We start from the raw sequence: 15,974 nt of genomic DNA, 5'->3' as shown, positions 1-15,974 counted from the left end.
CTTTTTCTAAATCAGCTCCTCGAATTTCCTTTGCAAATTGACTTCTTCTTAATCCTTGTTTACTCTTAAATAGTCTCATTGACTATGACCTCCTTAGTGGGTGGATGATTGAGTTAACTTGGTTAAGTACTTCAATCGTAGCATAGTCATTGGGACTTTTTGCGTATAAATAATTATTTCATACACCAGGAAATTATATTTTTTCTGAATGTGGATAACAGTAGCAGAATAATCCTTTATTAATTATCAAGTATTTCCTCACGAAAAAACCACCATCCAATGCTATAATAATGTAAGAGGTGGACGAGTATGAATCAAGAAATACTATTACAGCAATTTATGGACGAACCAGTATCCATTCCATCAATTTTGATGACAAATTACGTGAAACTAAACTTAAATGAAGAACAATTAATGCTCCTATTGCACATTCGGCTATTTGCACAAGAGGGAAATTACTTTCCAACTCCTGACGAACTCCAACAACGTATGACAATTAATAGCGATAGATGTACAAATCAACTTAAAGAATTATTAAAAAAAGGATTTATTGCAATTCAAGAAAAACAGGATGATGATGGGAGATTATCGGAGGCTTTTTCACTCAAACCGTTATTCGAAAAAATTATTGTCCTTCTAACAAACGAATCTTTAGACAATCAGCGTAAGGAAAAACAACTGGAGGAAGGTCAACTATTTCGAAGATTTGAAGAAGAATTCTCAAGGCCCCTCACTCCAATGGAACTGGAAATGATTTCGATGTGGCTTGATGATGATGGACATGCCCCAATGATTATTGAAGCTGCCTTAAGGGAAGCGGTTGTTTCTTCTAAACTAAGTTTCCGTTACATTGACCGAATTCTTTTCGATTGGAAAAAGAATGGGGTCCGTACTATTGAACAAGCAAAGGCACATGGAGAAAAGATTCGCCAGCACCAATATCAACCAGCTCCCAGTACAGCAACTGAGAAGAAGCCTATACAACAGAAAGCAAGACATCCTCGATATAACTGGCTTCAAGGTGAAAAACGTTAATCTGGAGGAAAGAACAAATGCAGTCTAAAAAAAATATGGAATTCATTCTTACAAAGATTGGGGAGATGTTCCCTGACGCAGAATGTGAGTTAAACCATTCAAATCCATTTGAACTTACCATTGCAGTATTACTATCAGCACAATGTACAGATGCTTTAGTTAATAAAGTAACACCGGACTTATTTTCTAAATATAAAACACCAGAAGATTATATACAAGTTCCCATAGAAGAGCTGGAAAATGATATTAGACGAATTGGATTATTCCGAAGTAAAGCTAAGCATATTAAACAGCTATGCCAATCCCTTGTAGAGAATTATGGTGGGGAAATTCCAAAGGATAAATCTGAATTAGTAAAGCTTGCAGGAGTAGGCAGAAAAACGGCGAACGTCGTTGCATCCGTAGCATTTGGGGAACCAGCTATTGCCGTCGACACCCATGTTGAAAGGGTGAGTAAACGATTGGGTATTTGCCGTTGGAAGGATTCTGTATTGGAAGTGGAAAAAACACTAATGAAAAAAATTCCTGAAGAGGAGTGGTCTGTCTCTCATCATCGTTTTATTTTCTTTGGACGTTATCATTGTAAAGCACAGTCACCAAAATGTGATGAATGCCCATTACTTGAGGTGTGTAGAGAAGGAAAGAAGCGGATGAAAAAACGGGGCGTATTTGTATGAATACAGACCTTATAAAAGTACCAAATCCCTTTTGTATGAAGCCCTTCTATACAAAGGGGGATCAAATTCAACTACCAATGGACTCTCTAAAATTAAAAAATTCCTGGGGAAAAATATATTTTGCCCATGATATTGCTTATTACAAAAAAATTTTAAAGGGAACTTCTCCTTGGGATAACCCGAAGGCAATAATAAAAGAGGGGCTAGCCTTATGGAAAAATGAAGGAATTCCCCTCTTGAAGGATTTTTTTAAAAAGAGGGATAGAAACAGCGCTAGGCCTATATTAATTAAATATCTGTCCATTTATATACAAATGATGATTTGGTTACAAGGAAGGCCAGTGCAAACAATAGAATCCATCTCTAAGGTGCTTCAAATACTGCCCTATGCGCCATTCAATGTCGAAGAGAGGCTTCAATTCATTATTGATAATCCAGACCATCACCATGCCTTTACCACACTTATTCAACTTTTTGAAGAATCGGAGAAAAAGTGGGCAATTTATTTGTTAAAACAAAAAAAAATAAAAATGAAAAGCTCTTTTTTCGCATAGATTATTATATTTAAACAAAATTTTTTCCTTGGATACACTACAGGCGGACCAATTATGCCTAAAACCGCGTCCTGCGTCTGCGATTACTCGACGCTGGAGTCACCGCCTTTCGTTTTTCCAAGCTTTTTTGAAAATGAAATAAAGTTTGCGAAAACAGCAAAAAGAAAAAAGCAACGAGGCTTGATTACCTTGTTGCTTTTTTCTGTATTCATTATTTAAGCTGGTAAAAATGGTGCGAGGTTTACTTACGCTTACGTATTTTCTCCTTCATCCTCGTCATCTTCCCCTTCAGGTTCAGACTCACCGCCATTGTCTCCCGCATCATCGTCCTCTTCATCATCTTCATCTTCGTCTTCATTGTCGCCATCGTCATCATCATCATCATTACCTCCGCGACCACGACCTCTTCCAGGACGCTCTTCTTCTTCATCCTCTTCGTCATCAAAGATTTCATCAGGGAGGTCAATTAATTCTTCTTCTTCTTCTTCTGGTGTTCTAACATCAACAGTGACAGGATCACTAATTAAATCTTCATTACTATCCGATATTGCTGTTACTCGGATAAAGTACCTTGTATTATAATCAGGATTTGTTAGAACGTATTGTAGATCCTTAGTAATATCCACTAACGAGTAATTTCCGTCTTCTCCTGCCCTAACCTCTAATCGGAAGCTAAAGTCGTCACGAAGTTCTTCAGGGTAATTCCATTGAATGAGAATCTTATGATTTTCTTCGTCATACGTAGCCTGTAATCCTTGAACAGGCTCAGCTTCAACAAATTCTTCAGATACTTCAGAAGGCTCTGTGCCTCTTACAAAATACTCATATACAATTTCACTTTCAGGAGTGTAATCACTTGGTAGTAACCCAGTAGATCTTTCTATCCCCACTCGAACAACGGAATCAGGTCGAGTAAAATCTGATACTTCTCTTTCCTCATGGGCAAAGGTCATTACTTCCCTAAATATATGTTGAGCAATACGGTTTTGCTGCCCATCCTGTAATATCCAGCCATCCGCTGGTGTATCGTAACCGGTCCAAACTGCAGCTGTTATTTCTGTGGAGTACCCCGCAAACCAAGAATCCTTTATTCCGTTTTCTATACCATATCGTTGCCTTTCTTCTTCAGTAAAGTTGGTTGAGCCGGTTTTTCCGGCAATAGGAACACCGGAAACAGCTGCATTCGTACCGGTGCCAGATTGCACTACGGTTTTCATTATATCCGTGATCATAAAAGCAGTGTAATCATTCATTGCTATAACTGGCTCAGGTGTTAAATCAATGACTTGACCATCAGGAAATTCAATTCTAGTTACAGTATGAGGTTTAATGAACTCTCCGTTATTTCCAAAAGCCGCATAGGCACCTGCCATTTGATAGGAAGAGACACCTCTTGTGAATCCACCGATAGCATACGGTTCTTCAATTGTATCTAAATTAAGCCCTAGTCTTTCCCCAAATTCCTTTACTTTCTCTATTCCTACTGCTTGGAACGCTTTAACTGCAGGGACATTTAATGAGATTCTCATTGCCTCTCTCATGGAAACATACCCTCTATACGTACGATCAAAGTTTCTGATTTGCTGTGAACTGTTTGTGTACGTGTGAGGTTCATCCAGTATTTGATGGTAGGTGGACCATTTTAATTCATCCACAGCAGGGCCATAGTCTAATATGGGTTTAATGGCTGAACCAGGCTGTCTCCTTGGATTAACAGCCCAGTTCCAGTTACGTACCCCTTCAGCGGGAGTACGCATTCCACCTAAGGCTAAGACTTCTCCAGTTTTCGTATCTAATACAGTTATTCCTGCTTGATACTTTTCGTCTGGAAAATTAATAACCTCTCCGGACTGCATCACATATTCTACGTGTTCCTGCAGGCGAGTGTCTAGTGTTGTATAAATTTTGAGACCGCTCGTATAAATATCACTCATTTCAATTCCTTCAATGGCTTCCACTTCATTAAGCACCTGATCAATGAACGCCTGATATTGGAAAGGCTCCGTTTCACTTGGATTTAATTGGTCTTCCACTGAAACACTTCTGGCAGCCTCAGCTTCCTCAGGTGTAATTTTGCCGTGACGTTCCATTAAAGCTATAACAGTGTTGCGCCGGGTTTCGGCTCCTTCAGGGTTAGTATAAGGATTAAAATGATTAGGACGCTGAGGTATCCCAGCTAATAGGGCTGCATCTTCAATGGTTAATTCCGATAACTCTTTACTAAAGAAATAATCTGCGGCCCACACAACTCCGTATCTATTTCCCGAAAAGTTAATAGCGTTTAAATACATTTCTAAAATCTGATCTTTAGAGTATTCTCTCTCCAGTTTAATAGCCAAATATTGTTCCTGGATTTTTCGTGTCCAGTTCTTACTAGGATCCAAAAATAAGTTTTTAACCACTTGCTGAGTTATTGTACTGGCTCCTTCTGCTCCAAACCCTCGAGTAATATTCGCTACTACCGCTCCCCCGATACGACGCATGTCTATTCCAAAATGGTCATAAAAGCGAACATCTTCCACTGCAATAACAGCATCTATTAGTACTTGAGGAATTTCATCAATACTTGCTAATCTACGGTTTTCTCCAGCTTCTAAAGAGGTGATTAATTCACCATCCCTTGAATAAATAGAAGGGTTCTGGGCTAATGTTAACCTTTCAGGATCTAATTCTGGTGCGTCGCGGATAATTGCATAAGCAGTAATCCCCCCAGCAATAATCATAATCAGCATAGTAATTCCAAGAGTCAAAAGAATTCTTTTCATTAAAAGCTTTCTGTTTGGTTTATTTTTCTTTTTATTCTCATTTTGTTTTCTTCTTCTTTCTTCTCTAGTACGATACTTGTCAGTCATTTTGCATCTCCCTTTCAGATACAATAAAATTAATAGGAATGAAATTTAAAATAACTACATATAATAAGTATTTACATATTTTCAATCATTTTATCAATTATTTTAAGATAGTCAATCCTTGGGTGAAAACCTAGGGGAATTCTGGTCCCGAGTTGCTCTATTTCTTTCTTGGGGATAGATTTCCTCCCTGATTTTTGTTCATTAAAGTATGGTAGTATATCTTCTGCGTAAACAAGAAACACTTCGTCAAAAATAGTGAAACGTAACAATGTAAAGGCTACTCCTCCATGATCAATTACTCTCTTCATATGCGTTATTTGATGATCGTGAAAGTTTTTTAAAGGAAAACTCGTTTTATTTTTTGTTTCCTTTGCTTCAAAGTCAATGTATTTACCTTTATATACACCATTATAATCTGTAGTCGACGGTTTCTTAAAATATGCCTCTGTAACAACAGCAGCACTTCTTTTTGGGTAATGAACATTTACAATTTGCAGCGGTGTTGGTTTTTTATGAATAACCGCAATTTTATGTGTGAGATAGTATTCATTTGTTTCGTTAATATCCTCCTCTAACGTCATTCCTCGATTACTAAATCTTTCATCTTTTTTGACGCTATTTGTCTTTCCGAGGATTCCTTTTGGGACATATTTTTTTCCGTTCGGATAACGAAAAGTCATTATTACACATCCTTTTTTCTTAAACCATCACTATATCTTACCATAACATTTCGTTGTGGTAATAGACTTTATGACTAATTTTTATCTATCAATCCCATACTTAAAGGTAGGGGGGATATTACCTTGAAAGATATATATGATCAATGGAAGAGAGATATTTTTATTGAAAAATTAAGGATAGAAACAATCGTAAATAATAAAGAGAATGTTTCACGAACTTTGGCTTACCAAAAATATTATACTAGAAATCCTGAAATTACATGGGCCTATTTAGCAAGTATGGTATCAAGAAACGCAGGCTGGAATATGGGTGACTTGTGGAGTAAGCCTTTTAGGACGATCCTTTCAAAAGAAAAGCGCCATCACATTTTTACAACCTATGAACGGGCTAATTGGATGATTTTTTCTGATGCATATCCTCAACTTTTAGTCTATGAATGGTCAAAGAAAATTGGTAAACCGCTTTTTAATTATTTAAGAGAATTTCACGTATCTGAGTGGATGATTGAACAATGGAAGGATTTTTGGGTAAACAAAAATAGGAAAAAACTCTTGTATGCACTAATCATTAATGAACAGCACTTAATTCAGCAACCGGTGATTGAGGCTTTGTTTTTTAAGAAAAAAGTATTTCAAAGTCTTGATTATATTCTACAAGAAAGACTCCATTTCTCTGTGGTGTTACTCCCTACGAAAAAGGGAGAGATTTACGGAAGGTCAATAAAGGATTTTAACAATGTAAATAAGCGGGTAGAATTAGGTGTACATTTAGCATGGATCCTTCTTGAGTCACCCCAAAAAAATGATATTTATAATTTCTTTTGCAATGTGGAGTTTACGGGTTCAAGAAAAGATTACCAACAATGGCAAACAGGGAGTTTTTATCGTACACCAAGAATACTAGATAATTATCCCTATATTTTTCATAAAGATGAAAAGCGGAAGGATTGGTCCAAAGACAAAAACTATTCGCCAAATAAACTATTAAGGAAACGTTGGTCACCACCTAGGAAATTCCTTCTTACAGAATGGTACAAAAAAAAGCAAGGACAAATTATGTTAACGGCTACTGTTGTGAGCCTAGCTAACCAAAAAAATCTATTTAAATAAAAGAAAAATGTAGAAATCAGGACAGAGAAATTCGGCTATTACCACTTTCTTTGTTGAATAGAAACTAGTTTTGTCAATGGGGAAGGGTGTGTGAAGGGGAACGGAGAATAAATGGTGTAAGTGAGGAGAAAGGAGAATGGAAACATGGAAATGTCGTTAAAAACAAAGGATGTAGCCACGAAACTTGGAGTAAATCAAAAGACCGTTCAGCGTTGGATTAGACATTTTGGTTTGAAATGTGAAACAAATGAGTTGGGACATTATGTAATTAGTCAAGTTGTGTACGAACAATTGGCAGTTATTCAGGAGCAATTAAATTCTGGAAAAAGGATGAGCGAAATATCCTTAAAGGGTGTTGAAAAAAAGTTAACGACTTCAGAACAAATGGTTTCTTCGCAGCATCTAGACGAACGTTTCAATAGACTCCTTTTTCAAATTGATCAATTAGACCGTAAAATTCAAAATAAAGCTGGAGAAGTAGTAGAAATTCAAATGTTGCAGCATCGTAAGGAAATCGATGAGATAACAGAGACATTAGAAAGGTTCGATTTACGTTTGAAAAACCTTGAAAATGCTCTGAATAACGAAGCTGATAAAGTAATCCCCTTAAAAACACAACAAAAAGAAATACAAAGAAGTAAAAAAAGAAGGTTTGCCAGTATTTTTAGCTTTTAACTTATTTCACCTTTAAAGGGGAATTTGGTACAATCTCCTTGGAGGTGCTTTATGGAAAATGAATTACCACGTCTTGAGGAGCTAACAGAAAAGCTTTTAGAGAAAAACACACTTGCACTACAATACTTTGAATTTTACACCTTACAAGGAGAGTCTGCAGATTTTCAAACAATCGTACATCCATTTGCTGACGAAGTGAAAAAGCTGAGTGATGAATGGATGGAATTGGCTCTCTCATTTGTGAAAAGAGAAAAACCAAAGTATTTGTATCATAACCAAGTGGATAATGCACATGAAAATCTTCAAATACAGGCTGTAGCTTGTTTTCAAAAGGATACAAAAAGAAAACGCTTTTTAGAAAGAAATAAATCCATTGAATATACATTGGAAAGTTTATTAAAATTAATTATATAATAAAGCCTAGCCTAACCATTCACTAATGAAAGTGGATGGCTTTTTTGTACATTTAAAAGATTTTCCGCTATACTTTTATTTGAGATTGCAGGAGAGGGCGTACTATAGATGAAAACATCAATAAAATGGATGGTATTACTTAGTTTTTTTATACTTCTTGGATGTAGCGAAGAGGTGGTTTGGAAAAAAGAAAATAATGAAGATATCAATAATGAAGTAATGGAATTTATGAATGAATATAGCGAGGATTGGGAAGAAAGCTTGCGAATCCAAAACTTTTCTATGATGGAAAGGTTTTTTGTTCCAAACAGCCAAGTTTTTCATATGCAAAGAAGGCAGCATCAAACACTTTCAGCCGAGCGGAAAGTGGAAGTCTTTGGAGGTTCAGAAGAAGTCATGTTGGAAGTGAATGAATTCGGAGAATATCGCTGGACATGGACCGAACGTATTCAAATACAGCAAGGCTCAAACATAACGGAAGAAGAACGGACAAGGAGATATTATATATCTAGGGATAGAAATAATAATTTTAAAATAACAGCCATTTCTCGTGCCAATGATTAGAGGGATGACTCAAAAGATTTAAAGCGTACCTTTTGAGTCACCCTCTTCTTTAAATTTTTTCTATTTCAAATACACGAAGCCCTTCTTTCTCTAAATCATGAGTTACATTTTTCAATATTTTTTCGGTTGTATCTGCCGGTAATGTAATTAGGACACGGCGGAATAGTCGACTCTCATTATCTAATGTTAAAAGAGCCTGTATTCCAGTATGTTTTTTTACCGTAGAGACAATGGTACTTAAAGCTCCCTTATATTCATGAGTGGATATATTTAAAGTATAACTTCCAGTTTTAACTCCCCACGAGTCTTCTAAAATAGCCATTACATTTGCGTGGGTCAGAATTCCAGCAAAAGTCTTATCTTCTTTAATAACTGCTAAGTATGGGTATTTTTTAATGGAAGAAAAAACAGTAAAGAAAGATGCTTGCTCTTCAATAAATACTTCTCGATCATCAGCGAGGGCCATTACGGAGTCATCCCATGTATGAGACTCCTTAATTATTGCTTTATAGATGTCCTGTACATAAATATTCCCCTTATAATATGTTGCAGAATCATCTAGTATGGGAATACAACGGTACCCGCATTCTTCCAACTCCTCAACCGCTTCCCTAATTGTAAAACTTTCTTTAACAAAACTTACTCTTTCCTTTGGTATGATATTATATTTAATTTTCATCTTGCCGCTCCTCTCCCTACCAGGTTAATTTCATTATAGACGATAAAACCTGCTGTTATTGTAAAAATTTGAGAAAATAGTTTGTATTTTACTTGGATAAAATAATGTTATAACCTGACAGATGAAACCATTATTAATGCATAAAATTATGGTCAATGTCCACCTTAACATAGGAGGTGATGAGAATGACAGAACATAGTCATTTACAAAGTACTGTTGAGCAAATTCAACAAATTATGGAGAATGCAGAAGGACAATTGACGGAATCTAAAAGAAATGAGTCTGGTAATGCGGAGGAATTTACAAACGCACAGATGCAATTAGAAGAAGCCAATATGGAATTGGAAAGAATGATAGCAAGCGCAACAAACGAACAACGGGATCAGCTATTTAGATTACAGCAACGACTTCAACATTTACAAAATAAAATGATATTAGGTATATAAGTAAAGTTAAAACGAGGCTGGGACATAACTAAAGTGTTTAATCGGAAATACGAACAATACACTAGCTTAGGGAAGTATATTTCCCAAGCGGGTAGATTGCACCTACATCTAGTTTGTTCAAATTTCTTATTAGTAAAAATACTTTTGTCCCAGCCTTATTTTTTTTTCCACTTGTTTTTGTGAAGTCCTTATATCTTTCGAACTCATTAGGAAAAAATGATATAATTTTCAAAGTAGGAGGGGAGGAAAATATATGAAGGGGTTAATTGTAATAGATTACACACATGACTTTGTTGCCGATGATGGGAAGCTAACCTGTGGAGAGCGGGGACAATCTATTGAAAAAAGAATAACGGAAATTACAAAAACGTTTGTGGAAATGGAACAATACGTTGTTTTTGCGGTGGATGTACATGACGAAAACGATCAATTTCATCCTGAATCAAAGCTATTCCCAGCTCATAATATACGTGGAACAAAAGGTCGTAAGTTATTTGGTCAGCTTGGAGAATATTTTGACAAAGTGTTTCATGAAGGATTAGGCCGAATTGAGTGGATGGATAAAACAAGATACAGTGCCTTCACAGGTACAAAGTTGGAATTAAAGCTGCGAGAACGGGGAATTACGGAAGTCCACCTAGTAGGTGTTTGTACGGATATTTGTGTATTACATACAGCTGTGGATGCGTACAATAAAGGTTTTTCCATTGTTGTTCATAGGGATGCAGTTGAAACATTTAATCCCGCAGGGCACGATTGGGCATTATCCCATTTTGAAAATACGTTAGGGGCAATAGTTACGGAAAACTATCCTAACAAAAAAGACTAAAGTATTTTACTTACTCGGTAAAAAGTTACCGGGTTTTTCTTAATAAGGGGACATTAATGATGAAAGAAATTGTTAATAAAAATAATATGAATATCTTATTACATACAACAGATGTGCCATTACTTCTTTATTTTTACACCCCTATGTGCGGCACTTGTAAAATGGCAAAAGGTTTTCTTGAAATTTTGGAAAATATAGAACAAACTCCCCCCATTTATAAGTTGGATATTAATTTATTTAAGGAATATGGGGAACTATGGAAGATAAAGAGTGTCCCTTGTTTAATTTATTATGAGAAAAAAATGCCATTAAATAAGCTGTACGCGTTTGAATCAATCACTAATACATATGAATTTATTCATCAAAGGAAGTGAAAATAAAAATGAAAGCACCCTTCTTTTCCTTACCAGGGTTATTAACTGATGAAAAAGCTTCTTTACATGATTTTGAAGGGAAAGTTGTCTTACTAACATTTTGGGTATCTTGGTGTCCAGACTCCCAAAGGGACTTAGAAAATAAACAACAATTATTTACGGCAATGGACACGGAGCAGTTAGAAATGGTGATGATAAATGTTACAGGTAGAGAAAGTTCATCAGAAAAAGGCATTCAATATTATCAGGAAAAGGGATACACTTTTCCCTGTCTAAAGGATAAGGGTACAGCAACCTATGACCTTTATCAATGTATGTCTGTTCCCACCACATTCCTCATAAATAAAGACCAGGATATTGTACAGCGATATAATGATAAAGCAACATTTCAAGATATTTTAAAGGGGATTAGTACGGTCATTTAGTGAATGAGCATACTCGTTGGGGCGAAAATAGATATATGATAAGATTAACAGGAAAAGTGGAGGAAAGGGGTAATAGGATGAAAATTATATCCGTTGAACCAACACCAAGTCCTAATACAATGAAATTGACATTAAATAAAGAGCTACCACATGGGAAAAGTCATAACTATACCCGTGAAATAGCAGCTGATGGACCGTCATTTGTACAAGAGCTTTTTCAAATTGAAGGCGTAAAAGGGGTATATCATGTTGCAGATTTTATAGCAGTGGAACGGAATCCTAAGGTAGATTGGAAGGATATCTTACCCAAGGTTCGTGCTGTTTTTGGAGAGTCTGAAAGTACAGAAGAATCGGCAAGTAATGAAATAAACGATCAATTTGGAGAAATAAAAGTTCATATTCATATGTTTAAGGGGATACCAATGCAAGTGAAGGCCTCAACGAGCGAAGAAGAGGTTCGCGTTGGGTTACCAGATATGTTCAAGGCGGCTGTAGCAAAAGCCACGTTACCAGAGGATAATGTCGTGATGCAAAGAAAATGGGAAGAGCAACGCCCGAGATATGGAGAGCTTCAAGAAGTGGCAGAGGAAGTTGCAGAAGAAATACAGGCAGCCTACACACAAGATCGATTGGATAAGCTAGTAGAGGAAGCTAGTAAGCCTGAGGAGACAAAAGGAAAATCAGGAAATAAACAGTGGCTCCAAGTTACAGAGGAAATGTATGATAATGCAGGGGATTGGAAACAAAGATTTGCCCTATTAGAGCAAATGGATCCCACAATTGATGACTTATCCGTATTAAGGAAGGCACTTAAGGATGAAAAGGCCTCTATACGCCGCCTTGCAACTGTTTATTTAGGAATGATCGAAGACGAAGAAGTACTACCATACTTATATGAGGCTTTAAAGGATTCCACTGTTACGGTTAGACGAACAGCGGGGGATGCCTTATCTGATATAGGTAGTCCTAAAGCTATTCCTGCAATGGCTGAGGCATTAAAGGATAAGAATAAGCTTGTAAGATGGAGAGCGGCAATGTTTTTATATGAAGTAGGGGACGAGTCAGCAATTCCTGCCTTAAAAGCTGCAGAAGAAGATCCTGAATTTGAAGTCAGTTTGCAAGTTAAGTTAGCCCTAGCTAGAATCGAAGGTGGCGAAGAGGCAAAAGGATCTGTATGGAAGCAGATGACAGAAGCATTTGATAAAAAATAACGAAGCGAGGGTGACTCAAAAGGACGGATGAGTCATCCTTGTTTTCATAAGGGAACATGGCGTAGAATAATTCTTTATGATACAGTACAATTGGAGGAAATAATTTCTAAAGAAGGTGGATTCAATATGACAAGAGACGATATTGTTACGGAATTACATTCGAGAAATATGGATGAAATTATTGAATTAATAGAAGATGCGGAAAATGGTGAATTAGAGGAGCTCGAATTGGCAAAACCACTAGGTCTTTTACGTGAAGAACAATTAAATGATCATGTCATAAAGCTATTAGAAGAAAATGGTGTGAAAATAATTTACGTTGAGGAATAAGGGGAATCCGTATATGAGAGAAAAACCAAATAATCCTTTAGCGTTAAAAACATTAAAGGTTTGGCGAATAACGGCCACAATGGAATGTTTTTTTTTCCTTCTAATACCTATTGTCTACGTTATTGCCGGTCGCTATGTGGAATTACCCCAGTGGCCTATTTATGTTTTAGTTATTGTAGTTTTTATTATAGGTTACTTTAAAATAACTCTTTTTCCTAAGTTACAATGGAAAAAGTGGCGATACAAAATCTATGAGAATGAAGTGGAATTAATGTACGGGGTCTTTGTCGTTCGAAGGGTAATTATTCCAATGATACGTGTACAGCATGTGGATACGAGGCAAGGACCGATTCTCCGTCACTACGGTTTATCATCCGTTACCATTTCAACAGCTGCCACCATCCATGAAATTCCTGGACTAGAGGAAGTGAAAGCGGATGAACTAAGGGACCATATCGCAGAATTAGCAAGGGAAGCTGATCCAAATGAGTGATTGGAAAAGACAACATTCTGCCGCTATATTTATAGGTTTTTTAAGTAGCATAAAGGAAATGTTATTTACAATGCTTGCCGTTCTTATTTTTGGCCAATCCTCACAATTTGGAGGAGGTTGGTTCTACACTATTTTCTTTGCTCTGATACTTGTTTTCTCATTAGCTAACGGAATAATAAAGTGGGCTACATTTAAATACAAGCTGCAAGAGAACGAATTACAAATTAAACATGGCTTAATATTCAGAAAAAGCCGTTACATTAGAAAAGAAAGAATTCAAAGTATCGATATTAATGCTAAACTTCTTCAAAGATTATTCGGGTTAGTTGAGCTTCGTATTGAAACAGCTGGTGGTGGTGCAGAACCTGAATTTAGACTTATTGCATTAAGGCGAGAAGAAGCGAATCTGATTAAAACAGAGCTTTTAAAACGACAAGCCATTGATATAGAAGGAAGTATCGATGAAAGCGCAGAGGATTTGAAAGATATTCCAGCTTCAGATGAAAAGTTCACGGATTTTACATGGGAGTTATCAAAGCAACGCCTAGTTATTGCAGCAATTACCTCAAGCGGAATTGGTATTGCAGCCACCTTTGTTGCAGCAATCACTTCACAAGTACAGCAGTTTATTCCAGAAGCAATGTACGAGAGAGTCATAGGCTGGGTGATCCACTCTAGCGTATTATTAATTGGATTTTGGATTGTCTTTATTTTACTTATTGGCTGGATTATTTCTCTAATTAGTACGCTATTAAAGTATGGTATGTTCAAAATTGACAAACGTGATGATGAAATACATATATCTAGGGGGGTAATAGAGCAACGGCAGCTTACGTTATCCGCTAAAAGGATAACAGCTGTTCGACTCGTTCAAAATATAATCCGTCAACCATTTGGGTTTGTATCTGTATATGTTGAAAGTGCAGGTGGTGGAAGGAAGGATGAGGATTTATCCACAATACTCATACCTATATGTAAGAAAGGAGAAGTAAATCAATTATTAAAAGAAGTTTTGCCTGACTTTGTCGTAGAGAAAGCCTATGAACCTCTTCCTGCAAAAAGTGTTAGGCGATACATTATTCGTTTGATCATTCCATCCGTTTTTGTGGCTACTTTATTGGTTTATTTCTTTAACTGGGGTTGGATAACCATTATTATTCCTTTACTAGCAGGAGCTTATGGATATTGGCAGTATTCAAGCGCAGGTATTGGAATAGATGGAAATAATCTCTTGTTAAAGTCGCGGGCTATTTCATTAACAGAAGTGATCTTGCCAAGGAAACGCATTCAAGCTATGAAGTCGACACAATCACTATTTCAACGCTTAGATGATCTTTGTACCATTCATGTGTCGATTATTACTAGTATTGTTGGTAAAACATTTTCATTACGTCACATTAGCAAGGATCAAAGGGATCATCAGTTTAGTTGGTATTCCTATGAGGAGGAAAAGGAAAATATCAAAGGGGAGTCAAAAGGTTAAAGCATCCCTTTTGACTCCCCCTTCTTATGCTTAGGGAATTATATTTTTTCTTTGTGTATAAGTTACTGTCGTTGATAGTCGTCTAGCTCCAGCGCCTAGTCGCTCGTGTACAAGGGGCTTGCGCTTTTGTATTAATCCTGTGAAAATTGTGTTGCAAAGGTTGTTAATACCCGTTCTCCATTATCTGAAGTAAATTCAAAACGGTCGAAAGTAATATCATCTTCCTTATCGCGAAAGGTTCTTTCATAATGATGTTGTACAACGAACTGATTTTTTCCCTTTGAATAGGATATAAAATTCACACCTGTAACATTTTTTTGGTTTAGTGAACTTAATAATTGTACAAGAAGGGAGTTATGGCAAAAGACCGAATGTTCATGACCGATACCAAATTTTTTCAATCCCCTTTCCAAAGCATGTAGAGAGGGCTCCTCTAATTCATTTAATAATATTTGATAAGGATCGAACTGGTTTTTATTTAACCTTACAGTAGAGCCGTGGGATAATTCTACTTCTTGGCCATTTGTAAGTTGGAAACTGAGGCCTTTGATATATTCAGCTTGAACCCATTCATCGTTTAGATTAATTTCGAATTCGAAGGGACAGCCTTCTATTGGCAACGTCTCTAGTTTGTCTTTGTCATAAATATGAACAGTTCTCCCTTTTTTTACTAGCTTATAATACATATAACTATCTTCGAATAAGAGGTATTCCCCTTTAAGACGTCGTAATTCCTGTTGGATTAAAGTTAAGATAACTTCTGAATCCTCATTTATTTGCTGTACTTCATCCCATTTTGCTTTGAGGGCTATTTTTAAAGTATCGTCATAGCTATGCTTCGATAAAGAACTGTCTACTAATACGTCAATACGATGACCAGAGCACTCTAATAAGTCGTTCTCTTTTAAATAGGGTTCATTTAGTTCCAGTTCATCATAATTAAAATCCGGATACTCATAAACCCCTGTAATACGAACTATTGCCCTCCAAGGCTTCTTAGACTCCATAATCATATCTTCTAGAATACCAATATATTGTCCTTGGCTTCCTTCGTTTAGGAGAACCGCTTCTCCGATATATTGTTTTGCTTGTTTACGATCCATATATATCCCCACTTTAGTGATTTCAAATGTAAATAATATT

General features: G+C 36.4%; 19 protein-coding genes. 15 read left to right on the top strand and 4 right to left on the bottom strand.

Features of this window, described 5'->3' with window-relative positions:
* Nucleotides 1–309 precede the first annotated feature (309 nt).
* The 3 genes from J2S74_RS12860 to J2S74_RS12850 are packed head-to-tail and all read left to right on the top strand — an operon-like array spanning nt 310 to nt 2,266.
* Nucleotides 310–1,035 carry a DnaD domain-containing protein gene (locus J2S74_RS12860; RefSeq protein WP_307326197.1) on the top strand — a complete coding sequence of 242 codons (726 nt, stop codon included), beginning with the start codon at nt 310–312 and terminating at the stop codon, nt 1,033–1,035.
* Nucleotides 1,036–1,052: 17 nt separating this feature from the next.
* On the top strand, nt 1,053–1,712 hold the full coding sequence (gene nth, locus J2S74_RS12855; RefSeq protein ID WP_307326196.1) for an endonuclease III: 660 nt from the start codon (nt 1,053–1,055) through the stop codon (nt 1,710–1,712).
* Nucleotides 1,709–2,266: a YpoC family protein gene (locus tag J2S74_RS12850; protein ID WP_307326195.1), complete on the top strand. Its 558-nt coding sequence runs from the start codon at nt 1,709–1,711 to the stop codon at nt 2,264–2,266. The genes nth and J2S74_RS12850 overlap by 4 nt, the downstream gene beginning before the upstream one ends.
* A 251-nt stretch (nt 2,267–2,517) precedes the next feature.
* Here the strand turns inward: J2S74_RS12850 and J2S74_RS12845 are convergent, their stop codons facing one another.
* Nucleotides 2,518–5,118: a transglycosylase domain-containing protein gene (locus J2S74_RS12845; RefSeq protein ID WP_307326194.1), complete on the bottom strand. Its 2,601-nt coding sequence runs from the start codon at nt 5,116–5,118 to the stop codon at nt 2,518–2,520.
* Nucleotides 5,119–5,189: 71 nt separating this feature from the next.
* The gene (recU, locus tag J2S74_RS12840; protein WP_307326193.1) at nt 5,190–5,798 is read right to left on the bottom strand and encodes a Holliday junction resolvase RecU; all 609 of its coding nucleotides are present in this window, start codon (nt 5,796–5,798) and stop codon (nt 5,190–5,192) included.
* Between the two features lie 123 nt (nt 5,799–5,921).
* On the opposite strand from recU, the gene J2S74_RS12835 reads away from it, so the two are divergent.
* The 4 genes from J2S74_RS12835 (at nt 5,922) to J2S74_RS12820 (ending at nt 8,561) form a co-directional block, all read left to right on the top strand.
* Nucleotides 5,922–6,908 carry a DUF2515 family protein gene (locus J2S74_RS12835; protein ID WP_307326192.1) on the top strand — a complete coding sequence of 329 codons (987 nt, stop codon included), beginning with the start codon at nt 5,922–5,924 and terminating at the stop codon, nt 6,906–6,908.
* A 144-nt stretch (nt 6,909–7,052) separates the two neighbouring features.
* On the top strand, nt 7,053–7,583 hold the full coding sequence (locus tag J2S74_RS12830; RefSeq protein WP_307326191.1) for a MerR family transcriptional regulator: 531 nt from the start codon (nt 7,053–7,055) through the stop codon (nt 7,581–7,583).
* 51 nt (nt 7,584–7,634) lie between these two features.
* Nucleotides 7,635–7,997, top strand: a complete 363-nt coding sequence (locus J2S74_RS12825) for a YppE family protein (RefSeq protein WP_307326190.1) — start codon at nt 7,635–7,637, stop codon at nt 7,995–7,997.
* A gap of 108 nt (nt 7,998–8,105) precedes the next feature.
* Nucleotides 8,106–8,561 carry a TcaA NTF2-like domain-containing protein gene (locus J2S74_RS12820; protein WP_307326189.1) on the top strand — a complete coding sequence of 152 codons (456 nt, stop codon included), beginning with the start codon at nt 8,106–8,108 and terminating at the stop codon, nt 8,559–8,561.
* Nucleotides 8,562–8,610: 49 nt separating this feature from the next.
* Here J2S74_RS12820 and cbpA read toward each other — a convergent pair whose 3' ends face one another.
* Complete coding sequence (cbpA, locus tag J2S74_RS12815; protein ID WP_307326188.1) at nt 8,611–9,240, bottom strand: cyclic di-AMP binding protein CbpA; 630 nt, start codon at nt 9,238–9,240, stop codon at nt 8,611–8,613.
* A gap of 185 nt (nt 9,241–9,425) precedes the next feature.
* On the opposite strand from cbpA, the gene J2S74_RS12810 reads away from it, so the two are divergent.
* The 8 genes from J2S74_RS12810 to J2S74_RS12775 all read left to right on the top strand — a co-directional run bounded on the left by J2S74_RS12810 (nt 9,426) and on the right by J2S74_RS12775 (nt 14,831).
* The gene (locus J2S74_RS12810) at nt 9,426–9,686 is read left to right on the top strand and encodes a DUF2524 family protein (RefSeq protein WP_307326187.1); all 261 of its coding nucleotides are present in this window, start codon (nt 9,426–9,428) and stop codon (nt 9,684–9,686) included.
* Nucleotides 9,687–9,939: 253 nt separating this feature from the next.
* Nucleotides 9,940–10,515 (top strand): cysteine hydrolase family protein, encoded by a 576-nt coding sequence (locus tag J2S74_RS12805; protein WP_307326186.1) that lies wholly within the window; start codon nt 9,940–9,942, stop codon nt 10,513–10,515.
* A gap of 59 nt (nt 10,516–10,574) precedes the next feature.
* Nucleotides 10,575–10,889: a thioredoxin family protein gene (locus J2S74_RS12800; RefSeq protein WP_307326185.1), complete on the top strand. Its 315-nt coding sequence runs from the start codon at nt 10,575–10,577 to the stop codon at nt 10,887–10,889.
* Nucleotides 10,890–10,897: 8 nt separating this feature from the next.
* Nucleotides 10,898–11,314, top strand: a complete 417-nt coding sequence (locus J2S74_RS12795) for a TlpA disulfide reductase family protein (protein ID WP_307326184.1) — start codon at nt 10,898–10,900, stop codon at nt 11,312–11,314.
* 77 nt (nt 11,315–11,391) lie between these two features.
* Entirely contained in the window at nt 11,392–12,525 is a 1,134-nt protein-coding gene (locus tag J2S74_RS12790) for a conserved virulence factor C family protein (protein WP_307326183.1), read from the top strand.
* A gap of 27 nt (nt 12,526–12,552) precedes the next feature.
* Nucleotides 12,553–12,855: a hypothetical protein gene (locus J2S74_RS12785; RefSeq protein ID WP_307326182.1), complete on the top strand. Its 303-nt coding sequence runs from the start codon at nt 12,553–12,555 to the stop codon at nt 12,853–12,855.
* Between the two features lie 13 nt (nt 12,856–12,868).
* A complete protein-coding gene (locus J2S74_RS12780; protein WP_307326181.1) occupies nt 12,869–13,348 on the top strand; it encodes a PH domain-containing protein in 480 nt (159 codons plus the stop codon).
* Nucleotides 13,341–14,831, top strand: a complete 1,491-nt coding sequence (locus J2S74_RS12775) for a PH domain-containing protein (protein ID WP_307326180.1) — start codon at nt 13,341–13,343, stop codon at nt 14,829–14,831. Before J2S74_RS12780 ends, J2S74_RS12775 begins: the two co-directional genes overlap by 8 nt.
* 131 nt (nt 14,832–14,962) lie before the next feature.
* On the opposite strand, the gene J2S74_RS12770 is transcribed toward J2S74_RS12775, so the two are convergent.
* Nucleotides 14,963–15,934 (bottom strand): DUF2777 family protein, encoded by a 972-nt coding sequence (locus J2S74_RS12770; protein ID WP_307326179.1) that lies wholly within the window; start codon nt 15,932–15,934, stop codon nt 14,963–14,965.
* Between the last annotated feature and the right edge of the window lie 40 nt (nt 15,935–15,974).

This window comes from Evansella vedderi (genome assembly GCF_030813435.1).
GTDB classification, from domain to species: Bacteria; Bacillota; Bacilli; order Bacillales; family Salisediminibacteriaceae; genus Evansella; species Evansella vedderi.
This window is presented reverse-complemented; position numbering and strand designations above follow the sequence as displayed.